Here is a 25,171-nt window from a genome sequence, read left to right as displayed (position 1 = left end):
CGGGTGCACGTTGCATGAACGGCGTGCGCCCGACGATGCACAATGGCCCCAGTTCATGCGGACCCGTTCATGGCACTGCCCCAGATCACCTTCCTGCTGATCCTTGCCGCCGGGCTATACCTGTTCGTCAGCGAACGGCTGCGGATCGACGTGACCGCGATGCTGCTGTTGCTGGCCATGGTCGTCACCGGCGTGCTCGACCCGGCCCAGGCGCTGTCGGGGTTCGCCAGCGAGCCGGCGATCATCGTCGCCGCGGTGTTCGTGATTTCCGGTGGCCTGGCCGCGACCGGCATCACCGAACGCATCGGCCAGTGGATCGGCCGCGCCGCCGGACGCAGCGAAGCGCGTGCGATCGCGGTGGTGATGCCCGCGGTCGCGGCGCTGGCCGCGTTCACCCACCACGTGATGGTCACCGCGATGATGCTGCCGATCCTGCAGCGGCATGCGCGCGAACGTCAGCTGCCGGCGTCGCGGTTGCTGATGCCGATGTCGCTGGCCGCCTCACTGGGCACCACTTTGACCCTGGTCAGCGCACCGGCCTTCCTGCTGGCCAGCGACATGCTCGACCGCACCGCCGGCAGCGACGGCCTGGGCATCTTCGAGATCACCCCGATCGGCATCGCCCTGCTGGTGGTCGGCGTGGGCTACATGCTGCTGGCGCGCTGGCTGCTGCCGCGCCGCACCGGCGCCCAGGCCGAGGACAACTACCTGCGCCTGGAGCGTTACCGCACCGAGTTGCTGGTGGTCGAGGGCTCGCGCTGGAACACCCGGCCATTGGCCGAGCTGCAGAAGGCGCTTGGCGAGAAGTTCCAGCTGCATGGGTGGCTGCGCGACGGCCGGCGCCGCGACGACCTTGGCCCGAACAGTCCACTGCTTGCCGGCGACCTGCTGCTGGTCGAAGCGGCCGCCGACGAACTTCTGTCGCTGCACGACGATGCCGGCCTCGACCTCAACGCGATCTCGCGCTACGGCGGCAAGCTCGGCGAAGGCGAGCTGCAGCTGGTCCAGGCGGTGGTGGCGCCGGGTTCGGAGTTCCTCGGCCGCTCGATCCGCGAGCTGGATTTCTCGCGCCAGTTCGAGGCGGTGATCGTCGGGCTGTGGCGACGCGAGGGCACGGTAGCCGAACGCCTGTCCGACGCGCGCCTGCGCGAAGGCGACGTGCTGGTGCTGTGGGGCAAGCCGTCCCACTTCAGCGACCTGGCCGCGCACCACGGCTTCCTGATGCTGGTGCCGTTCGCCGGCGAGGCCAAGCGCCGCCTGCTCGCACCGCTGGCGCTGACCATCCTCGGCGTCACCGTGCTCGCCGCGACCATGGAATGGCTGCCCGCGGCGCTGGCGTTCCTCCTCGGCGCGGTGGCGATGGTGGCCAGCGGCTGCGTCGACATCAACCGCGCCTACCGCGAGATCGACGTGCGCATCTTCGTGATGATCGCCGGCGTGATTCCGCTGGGCATCGCGATGGAACAGACTGGCACCGCCGACCTGCTCGCGCGCGGCTTGCTGCACGTGGTCTCCGACTGGCCGGTACTGGGCGTGCTGTTGATGGTCTTCGCCGCGGCGGCGCTGCTGACCCAGATCCTGTCGGACTCGGCGACCACGGTGCTGCTGGCGCCGATCGCGATTTCGCTGGCCGGTTCGCTCGGCCTGCCGCCAACGCCGTTCGTGGTGTGCACGGCGCTGGGCGCGGTGGTCGCGTTCCTGACGCCGATCGGGCACCACGGCAACCTGCTGATCCTGGGGCCGGGGCAATACCGCTTCGCCGACTTCCTCCGCGTCGGCCTCCCCCTCACCGCCGTCATCGCCCTCGTCAGCGCCTGGATGGCCCGCTGGCTATGGCTCGGCGGCCCCTTCTTCCCCACCTTCGGAGGGTAAAGCGAAAAGCATTGGCCACGGATCACACGGATAAACACGGATAGAGCAGAAAAGGTGATTTGGCTCAACGCGGCCGAAGACGTTTGGCACCACTATTTTTGCTGTTGCTGTATCCGTGTTTCATCCGTGTCATCCGTGGCTAAAAGAGCTCTTGCTGCGGCGACGGTTTGCGGGGGGCGACGAACTTGGTGGTGTCGTGTTCGGGGAGGCGGCCGAAGCCGAGGCGGGCGTGGGCCTTGGCGAAGCGGGTGCGGATGAGCTGGGCGAAGGGGCCTTCGCCGCGCATGCGCTTGCCGAAGGTGCTGTCGTAGTCCTTGCCGCCATGCATCTGGTTGAGCAGGCTCATCACGTGCGTCGCACGCTCGGGGTAGTGCAGTTCCAGCCATTCGCGCCAGACCTGCTTGAGTTCGTGGGGCAGGCGCAGCAGCACGTAACCCGCGGAGGCGGCACCGTGCTCGCGTGCGGCCTCGAGGATGTGCTCGAGCTCGCGGTCGGTGATCATCGGCACTACCGGCGCCACCATCACCCCGACCGGCACGCCGGCCTCGTGCAGTGCGCGCATCGCCCGCAGCTTGCCGTGCGGCGCGGTCGCGCGCGGCTCCATCTTCGACGCCAGGCGGTTGTCGAGCGTGGTGATGGAGAAGTGCACCGTGACCAGGTTGTCGCGTGCCATGTCCGCGAGCAGGTCGATGTCGCGTTCGATCAGACCGCCCTTGGTGACGAAGCCGACCGGGTGCCTGGTTTCGGCCAGCACCTCGAGCACCTCGCGGGTCACGCGGTAGCGGCGCTCGATCGGCTGGTAGGCATCGGTGTTGATGCCCAGCGCGATGGTCTTCGGCACGTAGCCCGGTTTCGCCAGCTCGGCGCGCAGGCGCTCGGCGGCATTGGTCTTGGCGTACAGCTCGGTCTCGAAGTCGAGGCCCGGCGACAGGTCCAGGTAGGCGTGCGAGGGCCGGGCGAAGCAGTACACGCAGCCGTGCTCGCAGCCGCGGTACGGATTCACCGACTGGTCGAAGCCGACGTCCGGCGAATTGTTGCGGCTGACGATGCTGCGCGCGCGCTCTTCGGTGACCCGGGTCGCCGGGTGCGGCGCGGGCTCCTCGTACACCGAGCCCCAGCCGTCGTCCTCGCTGCGGGCGGTGGTCTTCTCGAATCGGCCCGCGACCCGCGAGGCCGCGCCGCGGCCCTTGATGGCCTGCGGACGGGATGCATCTTCCATGCCGACAGCCTACGCTGGGACCGTCGCAATGCCAGAGACGCGCGCGTGAACCGTTCATGTCCTCCATGACCCTGCCCGACGCACTGGCCGACACCTGGCACTGGCTGCTTTCGGTGCCGCACCTGGGGCTGTACCTGGGCGCCGGCTGGGTCGTCTACCTGCTGGGCCTGGGCGGCTGGATCCTGCTGCAGAAGCGCCCGCCGGTAGCCACGCTGAGCTGGCTGCTCGGGCTGGCTGCCCTGCCCTACATCGGTTTCCTGGTCTACCTCGTGTTCGGCCCGCAGCGGATCAAGCGCCACCGCCTGCGGCGCGCCAGGGCGAGGGTGTCGCTGCCCGAGCCGGCGGCCTGGGCGCATGCCGGGGCCGCGGCCGAACTGGCCACCCTGGCCAAGGCGACGACCGGCATCGCACCGGACACCGCGACCTCGGTACGCCTGCTGGTCGACGGCGGCGCCACCTACGACGCGCTGCTCGAGGCGATCGCCGGTGCCCGGCACCACGTGCATCTTGAGTACTACATCTTCGCCGCAGACCGCAGCGGCACGATGCTGCGCGATGCCCTGGTCGAACGCGCGCGTGCCGGCGTGGCGGTGCGGCTGCTGATGGATGCGGTCGGTTCGGCGCAATGTCCGCGCACTTTCCTTGCACCGCTGCTGGAGGCCGGGGGCGAGGTCGCCTGGTTCCACCCGATGCGCTTCGGACGCATCTGGCAGCGCACCTGGGTCAACCTGCGCTCGCACCGCAAGATCGTCGTCGTCGACAGTCGCATCGGTTTCACCGGCGGCATCAACGTCACCGACGAGGAGAACGACCACCTGCGCCGCGATGCCTACCGCGACCTGCACCTGCGCGTGGAAGGCGATGTCGTGCGCGGGCTGCAGCTGCTGTTCGTCGAGGACTGGGCCTACGCCAGCGGCCAGCGCGACTTCATTTCCTCCGTGGCGCAGTCGCTCCCGGAACGCAGCCCCGGACCGATCGCCGCGCAGGTGCTGGGCTCCGGTCCGGATTCGGCCTGGGAGTCGATCCACCGGTTGCATGTCGGGGCGATCCACGAGGCGCGCAGGCGCGTATGGCTGGCCACCCCTTACTTCGTTCCCGGCGAGGCGGCGCTGATGGCGCTGACCTCGGCCGCGCTCGGCGGCCTCGACGTGCGCGTGCTGGTGCCGCGGCGCAGCGACTCGCTGGTGGTCACGCTGGCCGCGCGCTCGTACTTCGACACGTTGCTCGATGCCGGCGTGCGCGTCTACGAGTACGGTCCGCGCATGCTCCATACCAAGGCGCTGCTCGTGGACGACGAGGTCTCGCTGGTGGGCAGCGCAAACTTCGACGCGCGCAGCTTCAGCCTCAACTTCGAGGTATGCATGCTGTTCCGCGACCGCGGCGTGGCCGCCGGCCTGGAGCAGCTGTTCGAGGCCGACCTGGCCAAGGCCCCGCGGGTCCGCGCCGACCGGCCGCAGCCCCTGTGGTCGGTGCGCCTGCCGGAAGCGGCCGCGCGCCTGCTTTCGCCCCTGCTTTGACGGGTGCCGCGCTAAACTCGCGCCGATGACCGTCCTCAGCGTCAACGTCAACAAGGTCGCGGTGCTGCGCAATTCTCGCGGCGGCAACGCGCCCGACGTCGTCCGTGCCGCGCGCGCCTGCCTGGATGCCGGCGCCCACGGCATCACCGTGCATCCGCGCCCCGACGCGCGCCACATCCGCGCCGACGACGTGCTTGCCTTGGCGAAGCTGTGCCAGGAACGCGGCGTGGAGTTCAACATCGAGGGCAACCCCTTTGCCCCGCCGCGGGAAGGCTATCCGGGCTTCCACGCGCTGTGCGCGCAGGCGATGCCGGCGCAAGCCACGCTGGTGCCCGATGGTGATGCGCAGCTGACCTCGGACCACGGCTTCGACTTCGCCGCCGAAGCCGGCCGGCTGCGCCCGCACGTGGCCGCGCTCAAGCAACTCGGCTGCCGGGTCAGCCTGTTCGCCGACGCGGGCGCCGGCTTCGACGCGCAAGCAGCCGCGGGCACCGGCGCCGATCGCATCGAGATCTACACCGGTCCATTCGCCGAAGCCTTCGAGGCTGGCGACGCCGGCGCCGCGCTCACCGCCTGCGCCGACACCGCGCGCCGCGCCCAGGCCGCCGGCCTCGGGGTCAATGCCGGGCACGACCTCAGCCAGGCCAACCTCGCCGCCTTCCTCGCCGGCGTCCCCGGCGTGCAGGAAGTCTCCATCGGCCACGCCCTCATCGACGAATCCCTCTACGCCGGCCTCGACGCCACCGTCCGCGCGTACCTGCGCATCCTTGCGAACTGATCGTTCTTTCTGACGCGGATCAACGCGGATAGAAGAGCGGATTCACGCGGATAAGGCGATAGTGGGTCCTAGCGACACGGGAACATGTCGCCAGGCCCAGTTCCTGTTTGGCTTGATCCGTGTTGATCCGCTTCTTCATCCGCGTTGATCCGCGTCAAAAAAAAAACCGCCCCGGAAGGGACGGTTTCGAAGGTTGGAGCTTAGGTAGGTAAGCGTTGTTGCGTGTGGCTTATTTCTTGACGAAGCCGATCTTCTGCATCTGCGCGTTGCGGGCCGCTGCGAGGACCTTGGCGAGGATGCCGTAATCGGCGTCGTCATTGGTGTCGATCTGCAGCGTCGGCTGGTTGTTCGGATCGCGCTCGACCTCGGCTTCCATCATGTTCTGCAATGCAGACAGCGGAACCGGGCTGGCGTTCCAGTAGACCTGGCCGGCGGCGTCGATGCGCAGCTCGATGGGCTCCGGCGGATCGCGGGGCTGCTCGGGCGGCGTCAACGACTTCTGCGGAAGATCGATGTCGATCGGGTAGGACAGGATCGGCGCGGTCACCATGAAGATGATCAGCAGCACCAGCATCACGTCGACGAGCGGCGTGACGTTGATGTCGGCCATCGGGCCGCCGCCGGAGTTGGAAGCGAATGCCATCTTGGTTACTCCTCAGCGCGGCCGGACTTTGGTGGCGACGAACCCGACCTTGCGGATGCCCTGTGCCTGCGCGATGTTGACCACCTCGGCGATCGCCCGGTACTTGGTGGTCTCGTCGCCGCGGATGTTGACCGCGGGCTGCGGGGTCTTCTGCGCCTCGACCGAGAGCTGGCTCTCGAGGAGGTTGGTCGTCACCGGCTGGTCGTTCCAGTAGATGGCGCCGCTCTCGGTCACCGTGACCGTGATCGGCGGTGCCGGCGGCACCTTCTCGTCGCGGTGATCGAGGTTGGCCTGCGGCAGCTCCACCTTGATCTTGTGCGACATCAGCGGCGCCGTGATCATGAAGATGATCAGGAGGACCAGCATCACGTCCACGAGGGGCGTGACGTTGATCTCCGACATCGGGGCACCGCTTTCGTTACCAGTACTGAAGGCCATGGGCCGGGCTCCGTGTTGCTATCGACTTAGTGCTTGGCGCCGAACTCGCCGACGCGCGCGCCGGTGGCGAAGAAGTCGTGCAGGTCGTGCGCGAAGGTGTCGAACTTGTTGTAGGTCACGCGGTTCAGGCGGACGAAGAAGTTGTACGCCAGCACCGCCGGGATCGCCACGAACAGGCCGAGGGCGGTCATGATCAGCGCCTCGCCGACCGGGCCGGCGACCGCGTCGATGGACGCCTGGCCGGTGGCACCGATGCGGATCAGGGCGCCGTAGATGCCCCACACCGTACCCAGCAGACCGACGAACGGGGCGGTCGAACCGACCGTCGCCAGCACCGTCAGGCCGGACTCGAGGCGCATCGACTCGCGGGTCACGGCCTGGCGCAGGGCGCGGTCCACGAACTCGGAGCGGTTCAGCGACTCGACCAGGCGCGAACCTTCGTGGCGCTGGTGGTGCGCGGCGGCCTGGGCGGCGTCGAGCGCGATCTTGGAGAACGGCTCGCTACGGCCCTGTTCTTCCATGAAGCGGATCGCGTCCTGCGCGTTCTCGGTCTCCCAGAACGTGCTGACCACGCGGTCGGCGCTGCGGCGCAGGCTGACGTTCTTGAACGCGTTGATCACGATCCAGTAGATCGAGCCCGCGGACATCGCGAGCAGGGTCAGGAGGACTGCCCAGGAGACCGCATAGGCACCCGGGTCGGAAGTCATTTCCTGGAGCAGATGGTCGACGCCCATCTGCGTCAGGGCAGAGGCGGCATTGCCTCCGGCAGCAGCGGCGGCTTGAGTGGTTTCCTGCAGCATGACGCTTACCTTTAGGTTTTGTGGTTTGGGGTGGTGACAGCGGTGGAACGGGGGTCGGGAGGGGCTGGGTTGCGGCCCTTACCTGAGTACGAAGTCGACCGGAACGCGGACGCGCCCGCCGACCCTCTGGCCATTGCGCATGGCCGGTGAGAAGCGCCAACGCCTGGCCGCCCTGACCGCCTCGCGATCCAGGTTGCGGTTGCCGCTGGTGGTTTCGACCTCGATGTCGGTCGGGGTGCCGTTGGCGTCGACCGTGATCACGAGGATGACCCGGCCTTCGATACCGCGGCGGCGCTCGTCCGGCGGGTAGTTCGGGGGGTTCATGTTGCGCGAGGCGATGTCGACGCTGGCGCCGATGTCCTGGACCGGGGCCGGCGGCGCGGGCGGTGCCGGCGGCGGCGCCGGGGTGTCGACCGGCGACGGCTCGTCGAAGACCACCGGCGGCTCTTCCGGCGGCGGCGGCAGCGGCGTCGGACGCGGCGGGGCCAGCTGCTTGATCTCCTGCGGCTTCGGCGGCTCCGGCGGCGGCGGCGGCGGCGGCGGCGGCTCGATGATCACCACGCGGGTGACGTCTTCCTCGACCTGGTCCTGGCCCGGAGGTGCCACCGGGGCCAGCAGCAGCAGCAGGGCCGCCGCGTGGACGGCGACCACGAGGGTCATGCCGGCGATGCGCGGCCAGTTCAGGCCTTCGCCATCGCGCTCGTCGTGGTGTTCGCTCGTCGGCTGCTCTTGCGTCATGCGGGGGAAACTCGGTCGTGGGCCGGGCGCAGGGCGCCGCGGGGAATGTCGAACCGCAGCCGTTTCAGGCTGCGGAATCTCTAATCGTATACCAATCCGTTACGGTGTTACCAACGTCCGGAAGCGCAATGGTAACGGTTACTTGCCGGCTGCCAGGCGCTTTGCCTGTGCCGTGTCCTTGACGCCCTTGCTCAGCGCCAGCTCCGCTGCCGCCTTCGCCTTGGCCTTGTTTCCGGCCTCGACGTAGAGCTTCGCAAGGTTCAGGGCAGCCTCTCCGTCGTCCGCCATCGGGGCTGCACGCTCGTACATCGCCAGTGCGGTCGCCTCGTCCTCGATGAAGTAGGCGTTCTGGCCGATGATCATGAAGGCGCGGGCCAGCTCGGGACCCTCCTTCAGGATGCCCTTGGCCAGGCCTTCCTCGATGACCGCCAGGGCGTCCTTGTCGCGCTCGGAGTTCAGGTAGCTGACGTACAGGGCGCGATACTCGTTGGCGTCGCCGAGCTGGCCCTTGGCCTGGGCGTCGGCGAGCAGGGCCACGGCCTTGTCGTCCTGCTTGGCCTGCTGGTAGGCGGCCACGGCGTTCATCCGCGCCACCTTGTCCTCGGGATTGGCGGCGACCTGGGCGGCGTAGACCTCGGCCGCCTCGGCGTAGCGCTCCAGGCCCATCAACGCACCGCCGCGCAGGTTCAGCGCCTCGGGCTTGTCGGACCTGGTCTCGGTAAGGAAGCGCTCGATGGTCGCCAGCGCGTCCTCGTACTTGTCCAGCGTGTACTGGACCACGGCCAGGTTGAGCATGGCGGTGTAGTGGTCGTTGTTGCCCAGGCCGTTGGCCTCGATCGCTTTGGTGAAGTATTCGGCCGCGGCGGCATCGTCGCCGGTGCCGGACACGGCGGTGCCCGCGATCTGGTAGGCGAACGCCTGCTCGTAGGCGTTGGAATCGGCGTCGGTCGCGATCTCGAGCGCGGCGGCCACGGTCGCGGCGTCGTCACCGGCGTTGTAGGTCTCGACCAGGTCCTGCAGCTTCTTCGCACCGCGGCGGCTGGCGTTGGCCTCGGGCTCTTCGCGGGTCGCCTGCGGGTACTGCGCGGGAGTCGCGGCCTTCTGGCCGGTGGCCTTCCCTTCCTTGGCCCGGCGCGCGGCTTCGCGCTTCTGCTTCGGGCTCATGCTCGGCTGGCCGGTGGCCGGCCCGACGCTCTGCGCCATGGCCACGGGAGCCGCGACCGGCAGGGCCAGCGCCAAGGCAAAAGCGAGCAGCGTGGGACGGGCAATCCGGGTGGAGAGAGTCGTCATTGGGGAAGCCTCTTCTTGCTTGGGGGCGACCGGGCGCAGCGAGGCAACCGGGCCGAGCCGGACACGCTAGCAGAAAATGCAGACCCCGCGCACCTGCCGGGACCGTGACGTCATCCGCAGTTTGGGCGCCGGCCACCGGCCCGCGCTCGTTCATAGACCGGCACGAGGCCGGCGGCGCGCGTGCGCAATTCGGCGATGCGGCTCTGCGGATCCGGGTGCGTCGACAGCCACTCCGGCGGCCGGCCACCGCCTGCGGCGATCATGTTTTCCCACAGGTTGACGGCTGCACGCGGATCGAAACCGGCGTTGGCCATCAGCTGCTGGCCGACGACGTCGGCTTCGGATTCCTGCGCGCGCGAGCCGGGCAGCAGGAAGCCGGTCTGGGCGAGGATGCCGCCGCCCTGCACCGCCGCGTTCGCGGCGCCTTCGCCGTAGCGCGAGCCCAGCAACGCGCCGATCAGTTGCAGCACGCCCTGCGCGCCGGACTGGCGGGTGATGCGCTCGTCGTGGTGCCTGGAAACGACGTGGCCGATTTCATGCGCGACGACCGCGGCCAGCTGGTCCTGGTTGCGTGCGACCTTGAACAGTCCGGTGTACACGCCGACCTTGCCGCCGGGCAGCGCGAAGGCGTTGGCCGCGTCGTCGGCGAACACCGCCGATTCCCAACCGCTGCCGCGCACCTGCGCCGGCAGCGCGGCGACCAGGTCGTTGACGACGCAGCGCACGTACGCGGCCTGGTGCGCGTCGCTGGTCTGCTTCTTCTGCGCCTTGAGTTCGGCGAAGGACTTCGCGCCGAGTTCGTCGAGTTGCGCCTTCGACACCGCACCGACGTACTGGGTGCGTCCGGTCGGCGAGGTGGTGGTGGCGCAGCCCGCCACCAGCGTGGCGATTGCCAGGGACAGCATCAGGCGCTTCATGGGCCGCTCCATTCGGGGTCATGGCCCTTGTAATAGGGCCGCCCTGAAGAAGGCGTCAAGCTAGACGTCGAGGTTGGCGACCTTCAGTGCGTTGTCCTCGATGAACTCCCGGCGCGGCTCGACCACGTCGCCCATCAGGGTGCTGAAGATCTGGTCCGCGGCAACCGCGTCCTCGATCTTCACCTGCAGCAGACGCCGGGTGTCCGGATTGACCGTGGTGTCCCACAGCTGCTCGGGATTCATCTCGCCAAGGCCCTTGAAGCGCTGGATCTGGCGGCCCTTCTTCGCTTCGTCCAGCAACCAGGCCTGCGCCTCCGCGAAGCTGCCCACGGACTGGGTGCGATTGCCGCGCACGATGTGCGCGCCTTCGCGGATCAGGCCGTGCAGCTGCATCGCCGCTTCGCGCAGCGGGCGCAGGTCGCCGCCGACGAACGCGAACTGCGGCAGCACCTGGATGGTTTCCACGCCCATGTGCAGGCGGTGCACGACCAATGCCGGCTGCCGGGTGTCGTCGCCGGCCTGGTACTCCAGGCGGTAGCGCGGCTTGCCGGCGCCGCTGCGGTTGAGCCGTGCTTCCAGCGCCGCGAGCTCGTGGCTTTCGTCGACGTTGCGGCCGACGTGTTCGGCGTCGAGCGGGGTGAAGTCGATCAGCGACTGCAGCACGTGCGGATCGAAGCGGTGCGCATTGCGGGCGATCGCTTCGCGCGCGCCGGCGTAGGCCAGCAGCAGCTTCTCCAGCGCCTCGCCGGTGATCGGCGGCTCGCCTTCGGCCGGCACCAGCGCGGCGCCGTCGACGGCATTGCTGGCCAGGTAGGCGTCGAGCGCCGCGTCGTCCTTCAGGTACAGCTCGGTCTTGCCCTGCTTGATCTTGTACAGCGGCGGCATGCCGATGTAGACGTGGCCGCGCTCGATCAGCTCGCGCATCTGCCGGTAGAAGAACGTCAGCAGCAAGGTGCGGATGTGCGCGCCGTCGACGTCGGCGTCGGTCATGATGATGATCTTGTGGTACCGCAGCTTGTCCGGGTTGTACTCGTCGCGGCCGATGCCGGTGCCCAGCGCGGTGATCAGCGTGCCGACCTGGTCGGACGACAGCATGCGGTCGAAGCGCGCGCGCTCGACGTTGAGGATCTTGCCGCGCAGCGGGAGCACGGCCTGGTTCTTGCGGTTGCGGCCCTGCTTGGCCGAGCCGCCGGCCGAGTCGCCCTCGACGATGAACAGTTCGCTGAGCGCCGGGTCCTTTTCCTGGCAGTCGGCGAGCTTGCCGGGCAGGCCGGCAATGTCGAGCGCGCCCTTGCGGCGGGTCAGGTCCCGGGCCTTGCGCGCGGCTTCACGGGCACGCGCGGCGTCCACGATCTTGCCCGCGATGGCCTTGGCCTCGACCGGGTGTTCCTGGAGGAACTCCTCCAAACGTGCACCGAACGTGCTCTCAACGACCGGCCTGACCTCGGAACTGACCAGTTTCTCCTTGGTCTGGCTGGAGAAGCTCGGATCCGGCACCTTGACCGACAGCACCGCGATCATGCCCTCGCGCATGTCGTCGCCGGACAGCGTGATCTTGGCCTGCTTGGCGATGCCGTTCTGCTCGATGTAGTTGCTCAGCGTGCGCGTCAGCGCCGCGCGGAAGCCGATGAGGTGGGTACCGCCATCCTTCTGCGGGATGTTGTTGGTGTAGCAGAACATCGTTTCCTGGTACGCGTCGGTCCACTGCAGGGCGACGTCGACGGTGATGCCGTTCTGCTCGCCGGTCACCGAGATCACGTTCGGGTGCAGCGGCGTCTTGAGCTGGGCGAGGTGTTCGACGAAAGAGGCGATGCCGCCTTCGTACTGGAACACGTCGCGCCGCGGTTCGTCGCGCTCGTCGACCAGGGTGATCTTCACCCCGGAGTTGAGGAACGACAGTTCGCGCAGGCGGCGGGCCAGCACTTCGTAGTGGAATTCGGTGTTGGTGAACGTTTCCTCGGACGGCCAGAAACGCACCAGCGTGCCGCGCTTGTCCGTGGGCTCCAGGCGCTCCAGCGGCGCGACGGGCTCGCCCATCGCGTATTCCTGGTGGTGGTGGTAGCCGTCGCGCCAGATGTCGAGCGTGAGCTTGCTCGACAGCGCATTGACCACCGACACGCCCACGCCATGCAGGCCGCCGGAAACCTTGTAGCTGTTGTCGTCGAACTTACCGCCTGCATGCAGCTGGGTCATGATGACCTGCGCGGCGGAGACGCCCTCTTCCTTGTGGATGTCCACCGGAATGCCGCGGCCGTTGTCGAACACCGACACCGAGCCGTCCTCGTGGATCGTCACGACGATATCGTTGGCGTGGCCGGCGAGCGCTTCGTCGACGCCGTTGTCGACGACCTCGAACACCATGTGGTGCAGGCCGGTGCCGTCGTGCACGTCGCCGATGTACATGCCCGGCCGTTTGCGCACGGCTTCGAGGCCGCGCAACACGGTGATCCGGCTTGAGTCGTAGTTGTTTTCGGTGACGGGTACTTCGATTTCTTGCGACATTCGGCGACAGGCTCCGGCGACGCCAACGGGCGATCCTCCCCGTCGGGTCATAGACACATTAGCTATGGATGCTTGAAGTATACCAAGCGCGCCGTTTCCACGCCTGTCCGGGGGTGATCGGATGCTGCCTGTTCAGGCGGCTCGGATGCTGCCTTGGTCCACGTGGAACACCCTGGCGGTCGCCCGCCCTGCCCCGTCCGCTTCCATGCCGGCGGGCATGTCCGTACCGGTCACCAACACCTGGGTGCCGTACTGGCCGAGGCGCCGGAGCACCAGCTGTTGATGCGCCCGGTCCAGCTCCGAGGCAAGGTCGTCCAGGGCGACGACCGGCCAGTCCCCGCGGACGGCCGCCTGGTGCTCTGCCTGGGCCAGCAGGGCCGCCAGGGCCGTGAGCTTGGCCTGGCCTCGGGACAGGGCTTCCCGGCCCGGAATGGCGGCCTGGACGATCTTCCAGTCCGCGCGGTGGGGGCCGACGGAAGTGAAACCGGTCGCCAGGTCGCGGTCGCGGGCCAGGAGCAAGGCGTCGGCCAGAGGCAGCTCCTCGCGGCGCCAGCCGGGCTGGAACACCAGCTCGGTCGCGCCGGCTTCCGGTAGCAGGGCTTCCGTGGCAGCAGCCAGATAGGGCTGGAGCTGCGCCAGGTAGCGTTCGCGGTGCTGGGTGAGCAGGGTACCGGTCTGGTCCAGTTCCGCCTCCCAGGCGTCGAGCTGGCCGTCCCGCTGCCGGATCTTGAGCAGGGCGTTGCGCTGCTTCAGGGCCCGTGCGTGGCGCCGCCACAGCGAGAGGAAGGCTGGTTCCACGTGGAACAGCCCCCAGTCCATGACGCGCCGGCGGGATTCGGCGCCCCCCCTCACCAGGGAATGGCTGCCCGGTTCGAAGGTCACCACCGCCAGGGCGGCGCACAGATCCCCGAGCTGGCCCAACGGCTGCCCGTCCAGGCGACCTTCCCAGGATTGTCCGTTATGGCGCAGTCCGGCTTTGCGCAGGCGCCCGCCGGCCTCCTGCCATTCGACGAAGACCTCGACCGCCGCTGCCCCTGAGCGGACCAGGCCGTCGCGGACCCGCCCACGGAAGCTGCGCCCGTAGGCCATCAAATGCAGTGCTTCGAGGACGCTACTCTTGCCGCTGCCGTTGGGCCCCAGCAGCAGGTTGAGGCCGGGTCCGGGCACCAGCGAGCCGCTCTCGAAACAGCGCAGCCCGGAAAACTCGAGTCGCGTTACCTGCATGGGACTGCCTGGCGCCGTGCCAAAGCAGAACGCCCGGACCAGGCCGGGCGTTCGTGTTCCACGTGGAACCGGACAGGGCAGGTGGAGCCGGTCACAGCCTGAGCGGCATCACCACGTGCCGGCACCGCTCGCTGCCGGCCTCGCGGACCAGGGCAGACGAGTTGGCGTCGCGCAGCTGCAGGACCACGTGCTCCTCGCGCAGGGCGGAGAGGGCGTCGAGCAGGTAGTTGACGTTGAAGCCGATGGCCAGGCCATCGACCTTGGTGTCGGCCTCAACCTCTTCCTGGGCCTCTTCCTGGTCGGGGTTGTGGGCGCTGATCTTCAGCTGGCCCGGCGACACCTCGACGCGAACGCCGCGGTACTTCTCGTTGGAAAGGATCGCCGCGCGCTGCAGGGCAGCACGCAGGACCTCGCGGTCGATCTTGACCTCGCGGTCGGCGCCGATCGGTACCACGGCCTCGTAATCCGGGAAGCGCCCGTCGATCAGCTTGCTGGTGAAGGTGACATCGTCGCGCTTGACCCGGATGTGGTTGCGGCCGACTTCCAGTTCGAGCTCGCGATCGCTGCCTTCCAGCAGGCGCTGCAATTCGGTAACGCCCTTGCGCGGCACGATGATCTGGCGCTTCACGTTGGCGCCGGCATCCAGCGGGGCTTCGCACAGGGCCAGGCGGTGACCGTCGGTCGCCACGCAGCGCAGGCTCTGCTCGCGCAGGTCGAACAGCAGGCCGTTGAGGTAGTAGCGCACGTCCTGCTGGGCCATGGCGAACGCGGTGCGTTCGATCAGCTCCTTGAGCCCGGCCTCGGACACGGTCACGCGCTCGGTGGCCTCGACCTCGTCGACCGACGGGAAATCATTGGCCGGCAGGCTCGACAGGGTGAAGCGGCTGCGGCCGGCCTGCACCGTGACCTTGTCGCCGGACTGGGACACCGTGATCCGGCTGCCATCGGGCAGGGCGCGCACGATCTCGAACAGCTTGCGCGCCGGGATCGTGGTCTCGCCGTCCTGCGCCTCCTCGACCGCGTGGCGCGCGACCATCTCGACTTCGAGGTCGGTACCGGTCAGCGACAGTTGCCCGCCCTTGACCTGGACCAGCAGGTTGGCCAGTACCGGCAGGGTCTGTCGCCGCTCGACGACGTTGACCACCTGGGCCAGCGGTTTCAGGAAGACTTCGCGTTGCAGGCTGAAGCGCATGCGGACCCCTTGGTGAAATGAAGCTTGCCCAGCTCTTGAACGGATGGATAAATCAAGAACAGTGGTGGAGCTTGTGTCGCTAAAATCCGGTGATAACTAAAGCAAGCCATTGTTTACGTTGAACTTTTTGCGCCTGGCTGGCTGTGGGGCGGGGCCGGCGGAAACGTCTGGCAAGTTGTGGACAACTTTCGGCGCGCTGGTGCCCGGCCCGGTTTGTCCACAGCTTCTCCCCACACCTTCCACTGCCCTCCGTCCACCACCCTCATCCGTTCACTCGCTGAGCTTGCGGATGAGCTTTTCCCAATCCTCCCGCAACTTGCCGTCCGTCTCCAGCAGGTGCTTCACCTGGCGACAGGCGTGCAGCACCGTGGTGTGGTCGCGGCCGGCAAAGGCGTCGCCGATTTCGGGCAGGCTGTGTTCGGTCAGCTCCTTGGCCAGCGCCATCGCCATCTGGCGCGGCCGGGCCAGCGAACGGGTCCGCCGCTTCGACAACAAGTCCTTGATCTGCAGGCCGTAGTAGTCTGCCACGACCTTCTGGATATTGGCGATGCCGATCGACTGCTGCTGTGCCCGCAGCAGGTCGCGCAGGGTTTCCTGGGCGAACTCCTGGGTGATGGCCCGACCGGTGAAGTTGGCCCGTGCCGCCAGCGTGTTGAGGGCGCCTTCCAGGTCGCGCACGTTCGAGCGCATCTTCTTGGCGATCAGGAACGCCACGTCCTCCGGGATCACCGTGCCGCGCTCGCTGGCCTTGGACAGCACGATCTGCGCGCGCGTCTCGAAGTCCGGCGGATCGATGGCGACCGAAAGGCCCCATCCCAGGCGCGATTTCAGCCGCGGCTCCAGGCCTTCGACCTCGCGCGGGTAGCGGTCGCAGGTCAGGATGATCTGCTGCTTGCCGTCGAACAGCGCGTTGAAGGTGTGGAAGAACTCTTCCTGGGTGCGATCCTTGCCGGCGAAAAATTGAATGTCGTCGATCAACAGCGCATCGATGCCCTGGAACTGGCGCTTGAACGCCTCCATGCCGCCACTGGTCTTGTCGTACAACGCCTTGGTGAAAGCGCTCATGAACTGCTCCGAGCGCATGTACATCACCCGCATGCCCGGCTTGTTGGCGCGCATGGCGTTGCCGGCGGCGAACATCAGGTGGGTCTTGCCAAGGCCGGTGCCGCCGTACAGCAGCAGCGGGTTGTGGGCGCGGTCGCCGGGCTGCTGCGCGGCCTGCCAGGCGGCGGCACGGCCGAGCTGGTTGCTGCGGCCCTCGACGAAGTTCTCGAAGGTGTAGTGGCTGTCCAGGTGGCCCTGGAAGCTGTCGTCGGCCTGGGCGATCGCGGCCGCCGCGGCGCTGGCCGAGGAGGGCACGGGGGCAGGGGCCCGGCGCAGGGCGCCGATCTCCAGGCTGACCTCGCCGCTGCCGGCAAAATGGGCCAGCAGCTCGCGGATCCGGCCCAGGTAACGGGCCCGGACCTCGTCCATCACGAAGGCATTTGGCGCGTACAGCACGTAGCCGTCGTCGCGCAGGCTGGCTTGCAGCGGTTTGAGCCAGGTATGCACCTCTTCGGCCGGAAATTCGGCTTCGAGGCGCTCGAGACAGCGGGGCCAGGCATCCATGTGGATAAGTATAGCCGCGCGGTTGACCCGAGCGGGGGGCGGCCGCTATCATTTCCAGTTCTTTCCGCCCCTGCTTGACCGCACGAGTCCGTCATGGCCACCAAGCGCACCTACCAGCCCAGCAACCTCAAGCGCAAGCGCGACCACGGCTTCCGTGCCCGCATGGCGACCGCCGATGGCCGCAAGATCCTTGCCCGTCGTCGCGCCAAGGGTCGCAAGCGCCTCTGCGCCTGATCATCGCCGGCCGCATAGCCGGCCAGTGATGACTGCTGCTGCCGTCACGGCAACCCCAAGCAAGTTTCCCCGCGCTGCCCGGATCCGGGCGAGCGCGGATTTCGGCCGCGTGTTCGATGGCGGCCGGCGCACGTCCAGCCCGGTCATGAGCCTGCACTGGTTGCGCGACGCGCAGCCGCCGCGCCTGGGCCTGGCGGTTTCGCGCAAGGTCGACCCGCATGCGGTCGGCCGCAACCGCATCAAGCGCAACCTGCGCGAACAGTTCCGCCACCTGCGCGGCGAACTGGCCGGCGGCGCATACGTCGTGGTCGCGCGTCGGCCCGCCGCCGACCTGCCGAATGCGGAACTTCGCGCGGCGTTCGTCGCACTGTTGCAGCGCGCCGGCGCGTTGCCCCCCCATGATGAGCCCGGCACAATGACCGGCTGACTTCGCGTCGACTCCCCTTATTCCGTACGGCATTCCATGAACCAGACCCGCACCTTCCTGATCTTCGCCTGGCTGGCGGTGGCGACCATGTTGTTCATGGCGTGGTCGCGCGACAACGCCGCACCCGCCAACCCCGTCGTCGAAGGTGCCGTTCCCGCCGCGGTCGATGGTGGCGACAGCACCGTCCCCACCATCGCCAGGGAAAGCGTTCCGGATGTCGCGTCGGCATCCGCCACGCCGGTCGCCGGCATGTCGGCGCCGACGCAGGCCGTCGCCGAGAGGCCGACGGTCACGGTCACCACCGACGTGCTGCGCGTCGTGCTGGACGGCGGCAACGTCCGCCAGGCGGACCTGCTCGCCTATCCGCAGACCACCGAACCGGGCAGCGAACCGATGCGCCTGTTCGCGTCCGACGCAGCCAACTTCTTCCAGGCGCAGAGCGGCTGGGTCAGCAACACCGGTGCCGCGCCGAGCCATGACGCCAGCTTCCTGCCCGTTGGCACGCAGCGGAACCTGACGCTGGCCGATGGCGCCGAGGCCGTGGAGGTGCCGTTCCAGTGGACGGGTGCCGACGGCATCACCATCCGTCGCACCTACACCTTCACCCGCGGCCACTACGCGGTGCAGGTGCGCGACGAGGTCGCCAACGGCGGCAGCCAGCCCTGGGTGGGTTACGTCTACCGCCAGCTCGTGCGCGTGCCGCCGGTGATCGAGACCGGCTTCACCAAGCCGGAGTCGTACAGCTTCCATGGCGCGGCGTGGTTCACCGCGACCGACAAGTTCGAGAAGCGCAAGTTCGACGACTTCATCGACGACGGCCCGATGGAAAAGGCCGCGACAGGCGGCTGGATCGCGATGCTGCAGCATCATTTCTTCGCCGCGTGGATTCCCGGCGCGACCGACGAAAGCCGGTTCTCGATCTCCTCGCCGCGTGGTGCGGGCGGCCAGCAGCAGGCGCTGGTACGCGAAGTGGGCCCGGGCGTGCACGTCGCGCCTGGCGGAACCGCCGCCACCAGTGCGCGTCTCTGGGTTGGCCCCAAGCTGGTCGGACAGATCGAATCGCAGCAGGTCCCCGGTCTGGAGCGCGCGGTCGACTTCAGCAGCTACAACGTGATGGCCTGGCTCGCCGGGTTACTGTTCTGGGTGCTGTCGTTCCTGCACGGCGTGTTCGGCAACTGGGGCTGGGCGATCATCGGCCTTGTCGTGATCATCAAGGCGCTGATGTTCCCGCTGTCGGCGGCGCAGTACAAATCCGCGGCGAAGATGCGCAAGTTCCAGCCGCGCATCGAACAGCTCAAGGAACGCTACGGGGACGACAAGCAGAAGTTCCAGATGGCGATGATGGAGCTGTACAAGAAGGAGAAGGTCAATCCGGTCGGCGGCTGCCTGCCGCTGCTGGTGCAGATGCCGGTCTTCCTCGCCCTGTACTGGACGCTGCTGGAAGCGGTGGAACTGCGCCACGCGCCGTGGATCGGCTGGATCCAGAACCTCACCGCCCCGGACCCGTACTTCATCCTGCCGGCGATCAACATCGTGGTGATGTTCGCGACCCAGAAGCTGACGCCGACGCCGATCGCCGATCCGATGCAGCGCAAGATGATGCAGTACATGCCGGTGGCGATGGGCGTGATGTTCGCCTTCTTCCCGGCGGGCCTGGTCCTGTACTGGGTCACCAACGGCAGCCTCGGCCTGCTGCAGCAGTGGTGGATGCTGCGCAAGTATGGCGAGTCGCCCGCCAAGTCCTGACGCCATCGCGGCGGGCGACACCATCGCCGCGATCGCCACGCCGGCCGGCCACGGCGGCGTCGGCATCGTGCGCCTGTCCGGACCGCGCAGCCATGACGTCGCGCACGCGCTGTGCGCCACCGGGCTGCGCGCGCGCCACGCCCACCATGTACGGTTCCGCGATGCTTCCGGCCAGACCATCGACGACGGCATCGCGCTGCGTTTCGACGCCCCGCGCAGCTACACCGGCGAGGACGTGGTCGAACTGCAGGCGCACGGCAGCCCCGTGGTGTTGCGCGAACTCCTCGCGCGCTGTTGCGAACTCGGCGCACGTTTGGCGCGCCCCGGCGAGTTCAGCGAGCGTGCCTTCCGCAACGGCCGCCTCGACCTGGCCCAGGCCGAAGCCGTTGCCGACCTGATCGCCGCCGGCGACGAGCGCGCCGCCCGCGCAGCGCGGCGTTCCCTCGACGGCGAGTTCTCGCGCCGCGTGGACACGCTCGCCGACGCGCTCCTGCGCGTGCGCGTGCAGGTGGAAGCCGCCATCGACTTCGCCGACGAACCGCTGGACACGCTGGGTGCGGAAGCCGTCGCCGCCGCACTCGCCGGCATCGGCGGATCGCTGGATGCACTGGTCGCCGACGCCGAGCGCGGCCGCAAGCTGCGCGACGGCTTGCACGCGGTGATCGTCGGCCCGCCCAACGCCGGCAAGAGTTCGCTGCTGAATGCATTGGCCGGCAGCGATCGCGCCATCGTCACCGACGTTGCCGGCACCACCCGCGACCTGCTCACCGAAACCATCCGCAGCGACGGCGTCGAACTGGTGCTCGTGGACACGGCGGGCCTGCGCGAAGGCGGCGACGCGATCGAGCGCGAAGGCATGCGCCGCGCCCGCGCCGAGCTGGCGCGTGCCGACCTGGCCATCGTCGTCCTCGACGCCCGCGAGCCGGCCGCCGGCCGTGCCGGCCAGGCCGACGCCGTGGCGGCGGTGCCGCGGATCCTGTGGCTGCACAACAAGATCGACCTGGCCGGGGACGGCCAGGGGGCCGGAATCGGCACCGGGGCGGATCCCCTCCGGGTGTCGGCCCTGACCGGGGCGGGACTGGACCGGCTGCACGCCGCCCTGCGCGACCTCGCCGGGGCGGACGCGGGCAGCGGGGAGGGCACCTTCAGCGCCCGGGCCCGCCAGGTCGAGGCCCTGGGGCGGGCGGCCGGGCACCTGGCCGAGGCGCGCCAGGCCTTGGCCGGCGGCACCCTGGACCTGGCCGCGGAGGGGCTGCGTTGCGCACACGACGCCCTCGGGGAGGTGACCGGCCGTGTCGTTCCGGATGCGCTACTGGGTCACATTTTCTCTACTTTCTGCATCGGAAAGTAGTTTCCGGGGCCATTCACCCTTCACAAGGAGTTGACAAATCGGCCACCATGTCGCGTCCTAGAGGGACGTGCGCGCACAGCACGGCAAGGGGAGCTTTCCGATGTATTTTGCGACAGCCTTCACGGCACGCCCGGCCCTGATCCGGGTCGCGGCCCTGGTAGTGGTCACCCTCGCATTCGCGGGGTGCAAGAAAGAACAGGGCGCCGACGCGCCCGAGGCGGCCGCGGGGGCGGCGCCAACCACGGAGCAGGCAGCGCCCCAGGCCGCTGCCGCGGAAAAGGTCGGGGCGATGAACGTCGACCAGCTGCGCGAAGCCGCCGGCCAGGCGCTGCGCCAGCAACGGCTGTACGCGCCCGAAGGCGACAACGCCATGGAGTACTACCTGGCGCTGCGCGAGAAGGAACCCAGTGATCCGGCGGTCTCCAGCGCGCTTACCGACCTGATGCCCTACATCCTCATCGCCACCGAGCAGAGCATCGGCCGCGAGGACATCGTCGAGGCCAAGCGCCTTTACGCGTTGATGGAGAAGACCGACGACAAGGCGCCGGCGCTGCCGCGCCTCAAGACCGCCATCGCCAATGCCGAGACCGCGGTTGCCAAGCGCGCCGAGGAAGAGAAGGCCGACGCCGCCGCGGCTGCGTTGCGCCAGGCGGAGCTGGAGAAGCAGCGCATCGCCGACCAGCAGGCGCAGCAGAAGGCCGCCGCTGAAGCTTTCGCGCAGCAGCAGGAAGCCGAGCGCCGCGCCGCCGCCGCCCGCCAGGCCGCCGCCCAGCAGGCCGCCGCGCAGCGTCCGGCCCCGGCAACGACCCAGCCTGCCGCGCCGGCACCGGTCACTCCGCCGCCCGCACCGCGCGTGACCACACAGTTGCGTCCGATCAGCACCCCGGGCCCGGACTATCCGCGTGAAGCGCAGCGCCGCCGCCGCGCCGGCAGCGTCGAGGTCGAGTTCACGGTCGACGTCGACGGCACCGTGTCCAACGCCCGCGTGGTCAATGCCGATCCGCCGCGCGTGTTCGACCGCGAAGCGCTGCAGGCGGTGAACCGCTGGCGTTTCCAGCCGGTCTCCTCGCCGGTCACCACCCGCCGCACCTTCCAGTTCCGTCCGACGGACTGAGCAGCGGCACCCGGAAAGCAAAAGGCCCGGCAATCGCCGGGCCTTTTTTGTCAGCTGGACACCGCCAGCCTCTCCTGCCGGTACCTCCCCACCGCCGCCACCCACAGCAGCGCCGCAAGTCCGAACCCGGCCAGCAGGTACACCGTCCACTGCTCGGCGCTGATCGCCTCGCTGCGGATCACCTTCAGCAGCATCTGGTTCTGCGCCAGGAACGGCACCGCGAACATCCACAGCTGGTTCTTCACCGGGCTGATCATCAGCAGCATGGTCGGGATCATCGGCAACAGCACCAGCACGCTGGTGTAGCTCTGCGCTTCCTTCACCGACTTGGCCGCCGACGCGATCCAGGTCAGCAGGGTCGCGCCGAGGAACACCATCGGCAACAGCACCAGCATCAGCAGCGCCATCGCGTTCCAGTCCACCGCCATCTGCCCGCCGATGCCGGGCGAGAACCGCGCACCGACCTTGAACGCGAGCAGGGTCAGCAGCAACGCGACCATGCCGACCAGGCAGCAGGCGGCGAACTTGCCGCTGACGATCGCGCCGCGCCGTGCCGGCGTGGCCAGCAGCGGTTCCAGCGACTGGCGCTCGCGTTCGCCGGCGGTAGCGTCGACCACCAGAGGCATGCTGCCGAGGAAGGCGAACATGATCAGCAGGTACGGCAGCATCATTGCCGCGAGGCCTGCACCGCGGGCCTCGGGCGTGGAGATGTCCTTGCGCGACACCGCCATCGGCGAAGCCACCGACGGGTTGATCCCGCGCGCGAGCAGGCGCAACGCACCCATCTGCTGGCCGTAGAGCTCCAGCGCCCGTTCCAGGCGCCGCACCGGGATGCCGGAATCGCGCCGGGTCGAGTCGTGCACGATCTCCACCACCGCCGGCTTGCCCGCACGCCAGTCCTCGGCGAAGTCGCCATCGATGCTCAGGTAGGCATCGTCTTCCTGCGCGCGCACGGCGGCCTCGGGGTCGGCCACTTCCTTGCGCTCGATGCCCTGTCCGGCCAGCCACGTCACCAGGTTCGGCGCATGCTCGGCGCCGACGATGGCGACCTGCAGCGGCTTCTCCATCTGCTCCCTGGCCTTGCTTTCGCCCAGGCTGGTCAGGCCCATGAACAGCAGCGGTGCGAGCAGCGGGCCAAACAGCAGCGTCAGCGCGAACGTGCGCCGGTCGCGCACGAACTCGGTCAGTTCCTTCTTCCACACGATCAACAGCGCGCTCAGGCCTGCAGTCCTTCTTCCGATCCGATGAGCTGGACGAATGCGTCCTCGAGGTGGGCCATTCCGGCCTGCTCGCGCAGCGCGTCGGCGCGGCCCTGGGCGACCACGCGGCCGTGGGCGACCACGACGATGCGATCGCAGAGGGCGGCGACCTCCTGCATGATGTGGCTGGAGAAGATCACGCAGCGTCCTTCGCCGCGCAGCTGGCGCAGGAACTCGCGCAACCCGCGGGTGGTCATCACGTCCAGGCCGTTGGTCGGCTCGTCGAGGATGACGTTGCGCGGGTCGTGCACCAGGGCGCGCGCGATCGCGGTCTTGGTGCGCTGGCCTTGGCTGAAGCCCTCGGTCTGGCGATCGAGGAAATCCTCCATCTGCAGCGCGGCGGCCAGCCGTTGCGTGCGTTCCTCGATGAGTTGCGGCGACATGCCGTGCAGTTCGCCGAAGTAGCGGATGTTCTCGCGCGCGGTCAGGCGCTTGTACACGCCGCGCGCATCGGGCAGCACGCCCAGGGCGCGCCGGGCCGCTTCCGGTTCGCTGGCCACGTCCTTGCCGTCGACCAGCACGCGCCCGCTCTCGGGCCGCATCAGGGTGTACAGCATCCGCAGCGTGGTGGTCTTGCCGGCGCCATTGGGGCCGAGCAGTCCCGTGATCTCGCCGTCGCGGGCCTCGAAGCCGACATCGTCGACGGCGACCACGCGGGTCTTGTCCTTGCCCTTGCCCTTGCCGGGGAAGGTCTTGCGCAGGTGTTCTGCAATGATCATGAGTTCAGGGCTCCCAGCCGTTGAACGAGGTGAACGGCGGCACGTAGCCCAGGTCGTCCAGGCATTCGCCGTCGAGCGCGGCCGCGTCGGTGGTGTCGAGGAACTGCGCCACCAGCGTCGGCATGCAGCCGGCGCCGACCACGTTGTGGCCCTGGCCGCGCAGCACGAAGAGGCGCGCGGTGGGCAGCGTTTCCACGACCTCCTCGCCGTAGCGCGGGGGCGTGACCGGGTCGAGTTCACCCTGCAGGACGATCGCCGGCACGTCGCTGCGCAGCGGCTCGTGGAAGTCGTCCGGCATTCCGCCCCTGGGCCACAGCTCGCACTGCGCGCCGATGAAGTCGGAGAACTGGTTGCCCAGCAGCGTGCCCTCCTGGGCCGGGTCGGCCTGCAATCCGAAGGCGTCCTCGCTGCAGACCACCGACAGCTGCATGCCCATCGCCATCTGCCCGGCGACGCTGTCGCCGAGCATGCGGGCCAGCGCCATCAGGCCGTCGTAGCGGCCCTGCGCGGCTTCATGCAGCTGCAGCGGCAGCACCGAGGACATCAGCGGCATGTAGGCGTACATGCGCATCACGCCGGCCACGGCATCGGCGGTGAGCGGCTCCTCCTTCGATTCGCCGGTGGCGGCGTCGCGATAACGCACCATCGGCGGCTCGCTGCGCAGCCTGGCCATCAGCGCATCGAGCTGCGCCCGCGGATGGCCGACGGCCTCGACGCACTGCGGGGACTGTTCGCAGCGATCGAACTGCAGGTCGAGCGCATGTTCCAGGTTGGCCGCGAACTCGTTGCCCAGGATCAACGTGTTGGGCGCCACCGAGTCGAGCACGAGCGCGCGGGTGGAGTCGGGATGGCGCATCGCGTACTGCTGGGCGACGCGCGTGCCGTAGGAGACGCCCAGCAGGTTGAGCTGCGCCACGCCGAGCGCCTCGCGCACTTCATCGAGGTCGCGCACCGCGTCGGTGGTCGTGTAGAAACGCAGGTCGGCGGACTTCGACAGCGTGTCGCGGCAACGTGCGGTTTCGGCGCGCACCGCCTCGAGTCCCGCGTCGAACGGCAGGTCCTCGCCGCCCTCGCACTTCAGAGGGTTGGACTTGCCGGTGCCGCGCTGGTCCAGCAGCACCACGTTGCGGTGCCTGAGCACTTCGCGGAACGCGGGTGCGAGCTGCGGATACACCTCGGTCGCGGACTGGCCGGGGCCGCCGGCGAGCAGGAACACGGGGTCGGGCGCCACTTCGGCGTCCTCGTCCGGCGCGATCCAGGCGATGTTGAGCGTGATCCTGCGGCCGTCCGGACGCGCCGGGTCCTCGGCCACCTCGTAGCTGCCGCATTGCGCCTCGACGCTGGCCGCACCGAACTGCGGCGCGAGCGTGCACGGGGTGAAGGCGATGCGACCGTACATGCGCGGTGGCGCCGCCGGCACTTCCGCGGCGGGCGTGGATGCCGCGGGCTCCGCGGCGGCGGCTGGCGCCCGGTGGTCGCGCCAGTAGCGATAGCCGAGCAGGCCGGCAAGCACTACTAGCGCGAGGATGAACCTGGTTTTGCGGGACATCGGCAGGATCCTTTCTGCGGTTGGACGGGAGAGG

At 68.8% G+C, this 25,171-nt stretch carries 22 protein-coding genes; 8 read left to right on the top strand and 14 right to left on the bottom strand.

What is annotated here, in order from left to right; translation table 11 throughout:
• Nucleotides 1–69: 69 nt before the first annotated feature.
• Nucleotides 70–1,872: an SLC13 family permease gene (locus tag QAA18_RS00860; protein ID WP_279410290.1), complete on the top strand. Its 1,803-nt coding sequence runs from the start codon at nt 70–72 to the stop codon at nt 1,870–1,872.
• A 139-nt stretch (nt 1,873–2,011) separates the two neighbouring features.
• On the opposite strand, the gene QAA18_RS00855 is transcribed toward QAA18_RS00860, so the two are convergent.
• On the bottom strand, nt 2,012–3,091 hold the full coding sequence (locus tag QAA18_RS00855; protein WP_279410289.1) for a PA0069 family radical SAM protein: 1,080 nt from the start codon (nt 3,089–3,091) through the stop codon (nt 2,012–2,014).
• A 65-nt stretch (nt 3,092–3,156) separates the two neighbouring features.
• On the opposite strand from QAA18_RS00855, the gene cls reads away from it, so the two are divergent.
• The gene (gene cls / locus QAA18_RS00850) at nt 3,157–4,608 is read left to right on the top strand and encodes a cardiolipin synthase (RefSeq protein WP_279410331.1); all 1,452 of its coding nucleotides are present in this window, start codon (nt 3,157–3,159) and stop codon (nt 4,606–4,608) included.
• 25 nt (nt 4,609–4,633) lie between these two features.
• On the top strand, nt 4,634–5,386 hold the full coding sequence (locus QAA18_RS00845; RefSeq protein WP_279410288.1) for a pyridoxine 5'-phosphate synthase: 753 nt from the start codon (nt 4,634–4,636) through the stop codon (nt 5,384–5,386).
• A 229-nt stretch (nt 5,387–5,615) separates the two neighbouring features.
• Here QAA18_RS00845 and QAA18_RS00840 read toward each other — a convergent pair whose 3' ends face one another.
• The 10 genes from QAA18_RS00840 to dnaA all read right to left on the bottom strand — a co-directional run bounded on the left by QAA18_RS00840 (nt 5,616) and on the right by dnaA (nt 16,738).
• Entirely contained in the window at nt 5,616–6,029 is a 414-nt protein-coding gene (locus tag QAA18_RS00840; protein WP_279410286.1) for a biopolymer transporter ExbD, read from the bottom strand.
• Between the two features lie 12 nt (nt 6,030–6,041).
• Nucleotides 6,042–6,467, bottom strand: coding sequence for a biopolymer transporter ExbD (locus QAA18_RS00835; RefSeq protein ID WP_279410284.1), 426 nt, complete (start codon nt 6,465–6,467; stop codon nt 6,042–6,044).
• A gap of 26 nt (nt 6,468–6,493) precedes the next feature.
• Nucleotides 6,494–7,267: a MotA/TolQ/ExbB proton channel family protein gene (locus QAA18_RS00830; protein ID WP_279410283.1), complete on the bottom strand. Its 774-nt coding sequence runs from the start codon at nt 7,265–7,267 to the stop codon at nt 6,494–6,496.
• 78 nt (nt 7,268–7,345) lie between these two features.
• The gene (locus QAA18_RS00825; protein WP_279410282.1) at nt 7,346–8,005 is read right to left on the bottom strand and encodes an energy transducer TonB; all 660 of its coding nucleotides are present in this window, start codon (nt 8,003–8,005) and stop codon (nt 7,346–7,348) included.
• 138 nt (nt 8,006–8,143) lie between these two features.
• Nucleotides 8,144–9,295 carry a hypothetical protein gene (locus tag QAA18_RS00820; RefSeq protein WP_279410281.1) on the bottom strand — a complete coding sequence of 384 codons (1,152 nt, stop codon included), beginning with the start codon at nt 9,293–9,295 and terminating at the stop codon, nt 8,144–8,146.
• A 110-nt stretch (nt 9,296–9,405) separates the two neighbouring features.
• Nucleotides 9,406–10,212 carry a M48 family metallopeptidase gene (locus tag QAA18_RS00815; RefSeq protein ID WP_279410279.1) on the bottom strand — a complete coding sequence of 269 codons (807 nt, stop codon included), beginning with the start codon at nt 10,210–10,212 and terminating at the stop codon, nt 9,406–9,408.
• Between the two features lie 60 nt (nt 10,213–10,272).
• On the bottom strand, nt 10,273–12,714 hold the full coding sequence (gene gyrB, locus QAA18_RS00810) for a DNA topoisomerase (ATP-hydrolyzing) subunit B (protein ID WP_279410277.1): 2,442 nt from the start codon (nt 12,712–12,714) through the stop codon (nt 10,273–10,275).
• A gap of 132 nt (nt 12,715–12,846) precedes the next feature.
• A complete protein-coding gene (gene recF, locus QAA18_RS00805) occupies nt 12,847–13,938 on the bottom strand; it encodes a DNA replication/repair protein RecF (protein ID WP_279410276.1) in 1,092 nt (363 codons plus the stop codon).
• Nucleotides 13,939–14,029: 91 nt separating this feature from the next.
• Nucleotides 14,030–15,130, bottom strand: coding sequence for a DNA polymerase III subunit beta (dnaN, locus tag QAA18_RS00800; protein ID WP_279410275.1), 1,101 nt, complete (start codon nt 15,128–15,130; stop codon nt 14,030–14,032).
• Nucleotides 15,131–15,400: 270 nt separating this feature from the next.
• Nucleotides 15,401–16,738, bottom strand: a complete 1,338-nt coding sequence (gene dnaA / locus QAA18_RS00795; RefSeq protein ID WP_279410274.1) for a chromosomal replication initiator protein DnaA — start codon at nt 16,736–16,738, stop codon at nt 15,401–15,403.
• A 93-nt stretch (nt 16,739–16,831) separates the two neighbouring features.
• On the opposite strand from dnaA, the gene rpmH reads away from it, so the two are divergent.
• The 5 genes from rpmH to QAA18_RS00770 all read left to right on the top strand — a co-directional run bounded on the left by rpmH (nt 16,832) and on the right by QAA18_RS00770 (nt 21,610).
• The gene (gene rpmH / locus QAA18_RS00790; protein WP_031374044.1) at nt 16,832–16,972 is read left to right on the top strand and encodes a 50S ribosomal protein L34; all 141 of its coding nucleotides are present in this window, start codon (nt 16,832–16,834) and stop codon (nt 16,970–16,972) included.
• Between the two features lie 28 nt (nt 16,973–17,000).
• Complete coding sequence (gene rnpA, locus QAA18_RS00785) at nt 17,001–17,399, top strand: ribonuclease P protein component (RefSeq protein ID WP_279410269.1); 399 nt, start codon at nt 17,001–17,003, stop codon at nt 17,397–17,399.
• A 36-nt stretch (nt 17,400–17,435) separates the two neighbouring features.
• Nucleotides 17,436–19,145 (top strand): membrane protein insertase YidC, encoded by a 1,710-nt coding sequence (yidC, locus tag QAA18_RS00780; protein ID WP_279410267.1) that lies wholly within the window; start codon nt 17,436–17,438, stop codon nt 19,143–19,145.
• Complete coding sequence (gene mnmE / locus QAA18_RS00775; RefSeq protein ID WP_279410266.1) at nt 19,120–20,496, top strand: tRNA uridine-5-carboxymethylaminomethyl(34) synthesis GTPase MnmE; 1,377 nt, start codon at nt 19,120–19,122, stop codon at nt 20,494–20,496. The genes yidC and mnmE overlap by 26 nt, the downstream gene beginning before the upstream one ends.
• A 100-nt stretch (nt 20,497–20,596) precedes the next feature.
• The gene (locus tag QAA18_RS00770; RefSeq protein ID WP_279410264.1) at nt 20,597–21,610 is read left to right on the top strand and encodes an energy transducer TonB; all 1,014 of its coding nucleotides are present in this window, start codon (nt 20,597–20,599) and stop codon (nt 21,608–21,610) included.
• A 50-nt stretch (nt 21,611–21,660) separates the two neighbouring features.
• On the opposite strand, the gene QAA18_RS00765 is transcribed toward QAA18_RS00770, so the two are convergent.
• Genes QAA18_RS00765 through QAA18_RS00755 form a run of 3 tightly spaced genes read right to left on the bottom strand, consistent with a single transcriptional unit; the run spans nt 21,661 to nt 25,137 of the window.
• Complete coding sequence (locus QAA18_RS00765) at nt 21,661–22,851, bottom strand: ABC transporter permease (RefSeq protein WP_279410330.1); 1,191 nt, start codon at nt 22,849–22,851, stop codon at nt 21,661–21,663.
• Complete coding sequence (locus QAA18_RS00760; RefSeq protein ID WP_279410262.1) at nt 22,827–23,588, bottom strand: ATP-binding cassette domain-containing protein; 762 nt, start codon at nt 23,586–23,588, stop codon at nt 22,827–22,829. Before QAA18_RS00760 ends, QAA18_RS00765 begins: the two co-directional genes overlap by 25 nt.
• Nucleotides 23,589–23,592: 4 nt before the next feature.
• Nucleotides 23,593–25,137 carry an alpha/beta fold hydrolase gene (locus QAA18_RS00755; RefSeq protein WP_279410261.1) on the bottom strand — a complete coding sequence of 515 codons (1,545 nt, stop codon included), beginning with the start codon at nt 25,135–25,137 and terminating at the stop codon, nt 23,593–23,595.
• Nucleotides 25,138–25,171 lie beyond the last annotated feature (34 nt).

Source organism: Luteimonas sp. 8-5 (genome assembly GCF_029763755.1).
Lineage (GTDB): Bacteria > Pseudomonadota > Gammaproteobacteria > Xanthomonadales > Xanthomonadaceae > Cognatiluteimonas.
This window is presented reverse-complemented; position numbering and strand designations above follow the sequence as displayed.

Bases quoted from the DNA above. Each gene is read 5' to 3' on its own strand.
- dnaA (WP_279410274.1), bottom strand. From the start codon at position 16,738: ATGGATGCCTGGCCCCGCTGTCTCGAGCGCCTCGAAGCCGAATTTCCG.
- QAA18_RS00825 (WP_279410282.1), bottom strand. From the start codon at position 8,005: ATGACGCAAGAGCAGCCGACGAGCGAACACCACGACGAGCGCGATGGC.
- rnpA (WP_279410269.1), top strand. From the start codon at position 17,001: ATGACTGCTGCTGCCGTCACGGCAACCCCAAGCAAGTTTCCCCGCGCT.
- gyrB (WP_279410277.1), bottom strand. From the start codon at position 12,714: ATGTCGCAAGAAATCGAAGTACCCGTCACCGAAAACAACTACGACTCA.
- QAA18_RS00840 (WP_279410286.1), bottom strand. From the start codon at position 6,029: ATGGCATTCGCTTCCAACTCCGGCGGCGGCCCGATGGCCGACATCAAC.
- QAA18_RS00770 (WP_279410264.1), top strand. From the start codon at position 20,597: ATGTATTTTGCGACAGCCTTCACGGCACGCCCGGCCCTGATCCGGGTC.
- recF (WP_279410276.1), bottom strand. From the start codon at position 13,938: ATGCAGGTAACGCGACTCGAGTTTTCCGGGCTGCGCTGTTTCGAGAGC.
- QAA18_RS00815 (WP_279410279.1), bottom strand. From the start codon at position 10,212: ATGAAGCGCCTGATGCTGTCCCTGGCAATCGCCACGCTGGTGGCGGGC.
- QAA18_RS00760 (WP_279410262.1), bottom strand. From the start codon at position 23,588: ATGATCATTGCAGAACACCTGCGCAAGACCTTCCCCGGCAAGGGCAAG.
- QAA18_RS00855 (WP_279410289.1), bottom strand. From the start codon at position 3,091: ATGGAAGATGCATCCCGTCCGCAGGCCATCAAGGGCCGCGGCGCGGCC.
- QAA18_RS00830 (WP_279410283.1), bottom strand. From the start codon at position 7,267: ATGCTGCAGGAAACCACTCAAGCCGCCGCTGCTGCCGGAGGCAATGCC.
- QAA18_RS00845 (WP_279410288.1), top strand. From the start codon at position 4,634: ATGACCGTCCTCAGCGTCAACGTCAACAAGGTCGCGGTGCTGCGCAAT.
- QAA18_RS00835 (WP_279410284.1), bottom strand. From the start codon at position 6,467: ATGGCCTTCAGTACTGGTAACGAAAGCGGTGCCCCGATGTCGGAGATC.
- QAA18_RS00820 (WP_279410281.1), bottom strand. From the start codon at position 9,295: ATGACGACTCTCTCCACCCGGATTGCCCGTCCCACGCTGCTCGCTTTT.
- mnmE (WP_279410266.1), top strand. From the start codon at position 19,120: ATGGCGAGTCGCCCGCCAAGTCCTGACGCCATCGCGGCGGGCGACACC.
- QAA18_RS00755 (WP_279410261.1), bottom strand. From the start codon at position 25,137: ATGTCCCGCAAAACCAGGTTCATCCTCGCGCTAGTAGTGCTTGCCGGC.
- dnaN (WP_279410275.1), bottom strand. From the start codon at position 15,130: ATGCGCTTCAGCCTGCAACGCGAAGTCTTCCTGAAACCGCTGGCCCAG.
- QAA18_RS00860 (WP_279410290.1), top strand. From the start codon at position 70: ATGGCACTGCCCCAGATCACCTTCCTGCTGATCCTTGCCGCCGGGCTA.
- yidC (WP_279410267.1), top strand. From the start codon at position 17,436: ATGAACCAGACCCGCACCTTCCTGATCTTCGCCTGGCTGGCGGTGGCG.
- rpmH (WP_031374044.1), top strand. From the start codon at position 16,832: ATGGCCACCAAGCGCACCTACCAGCCCAGCAACCTCAAGCGCAAGCGC.
- cls (WP_279410331.1), top strand. From the start codon at position 3,157: ATGACCCTGCCCGACGCACTGGCCGACACCTGGCACTGGCTGCTTTCG.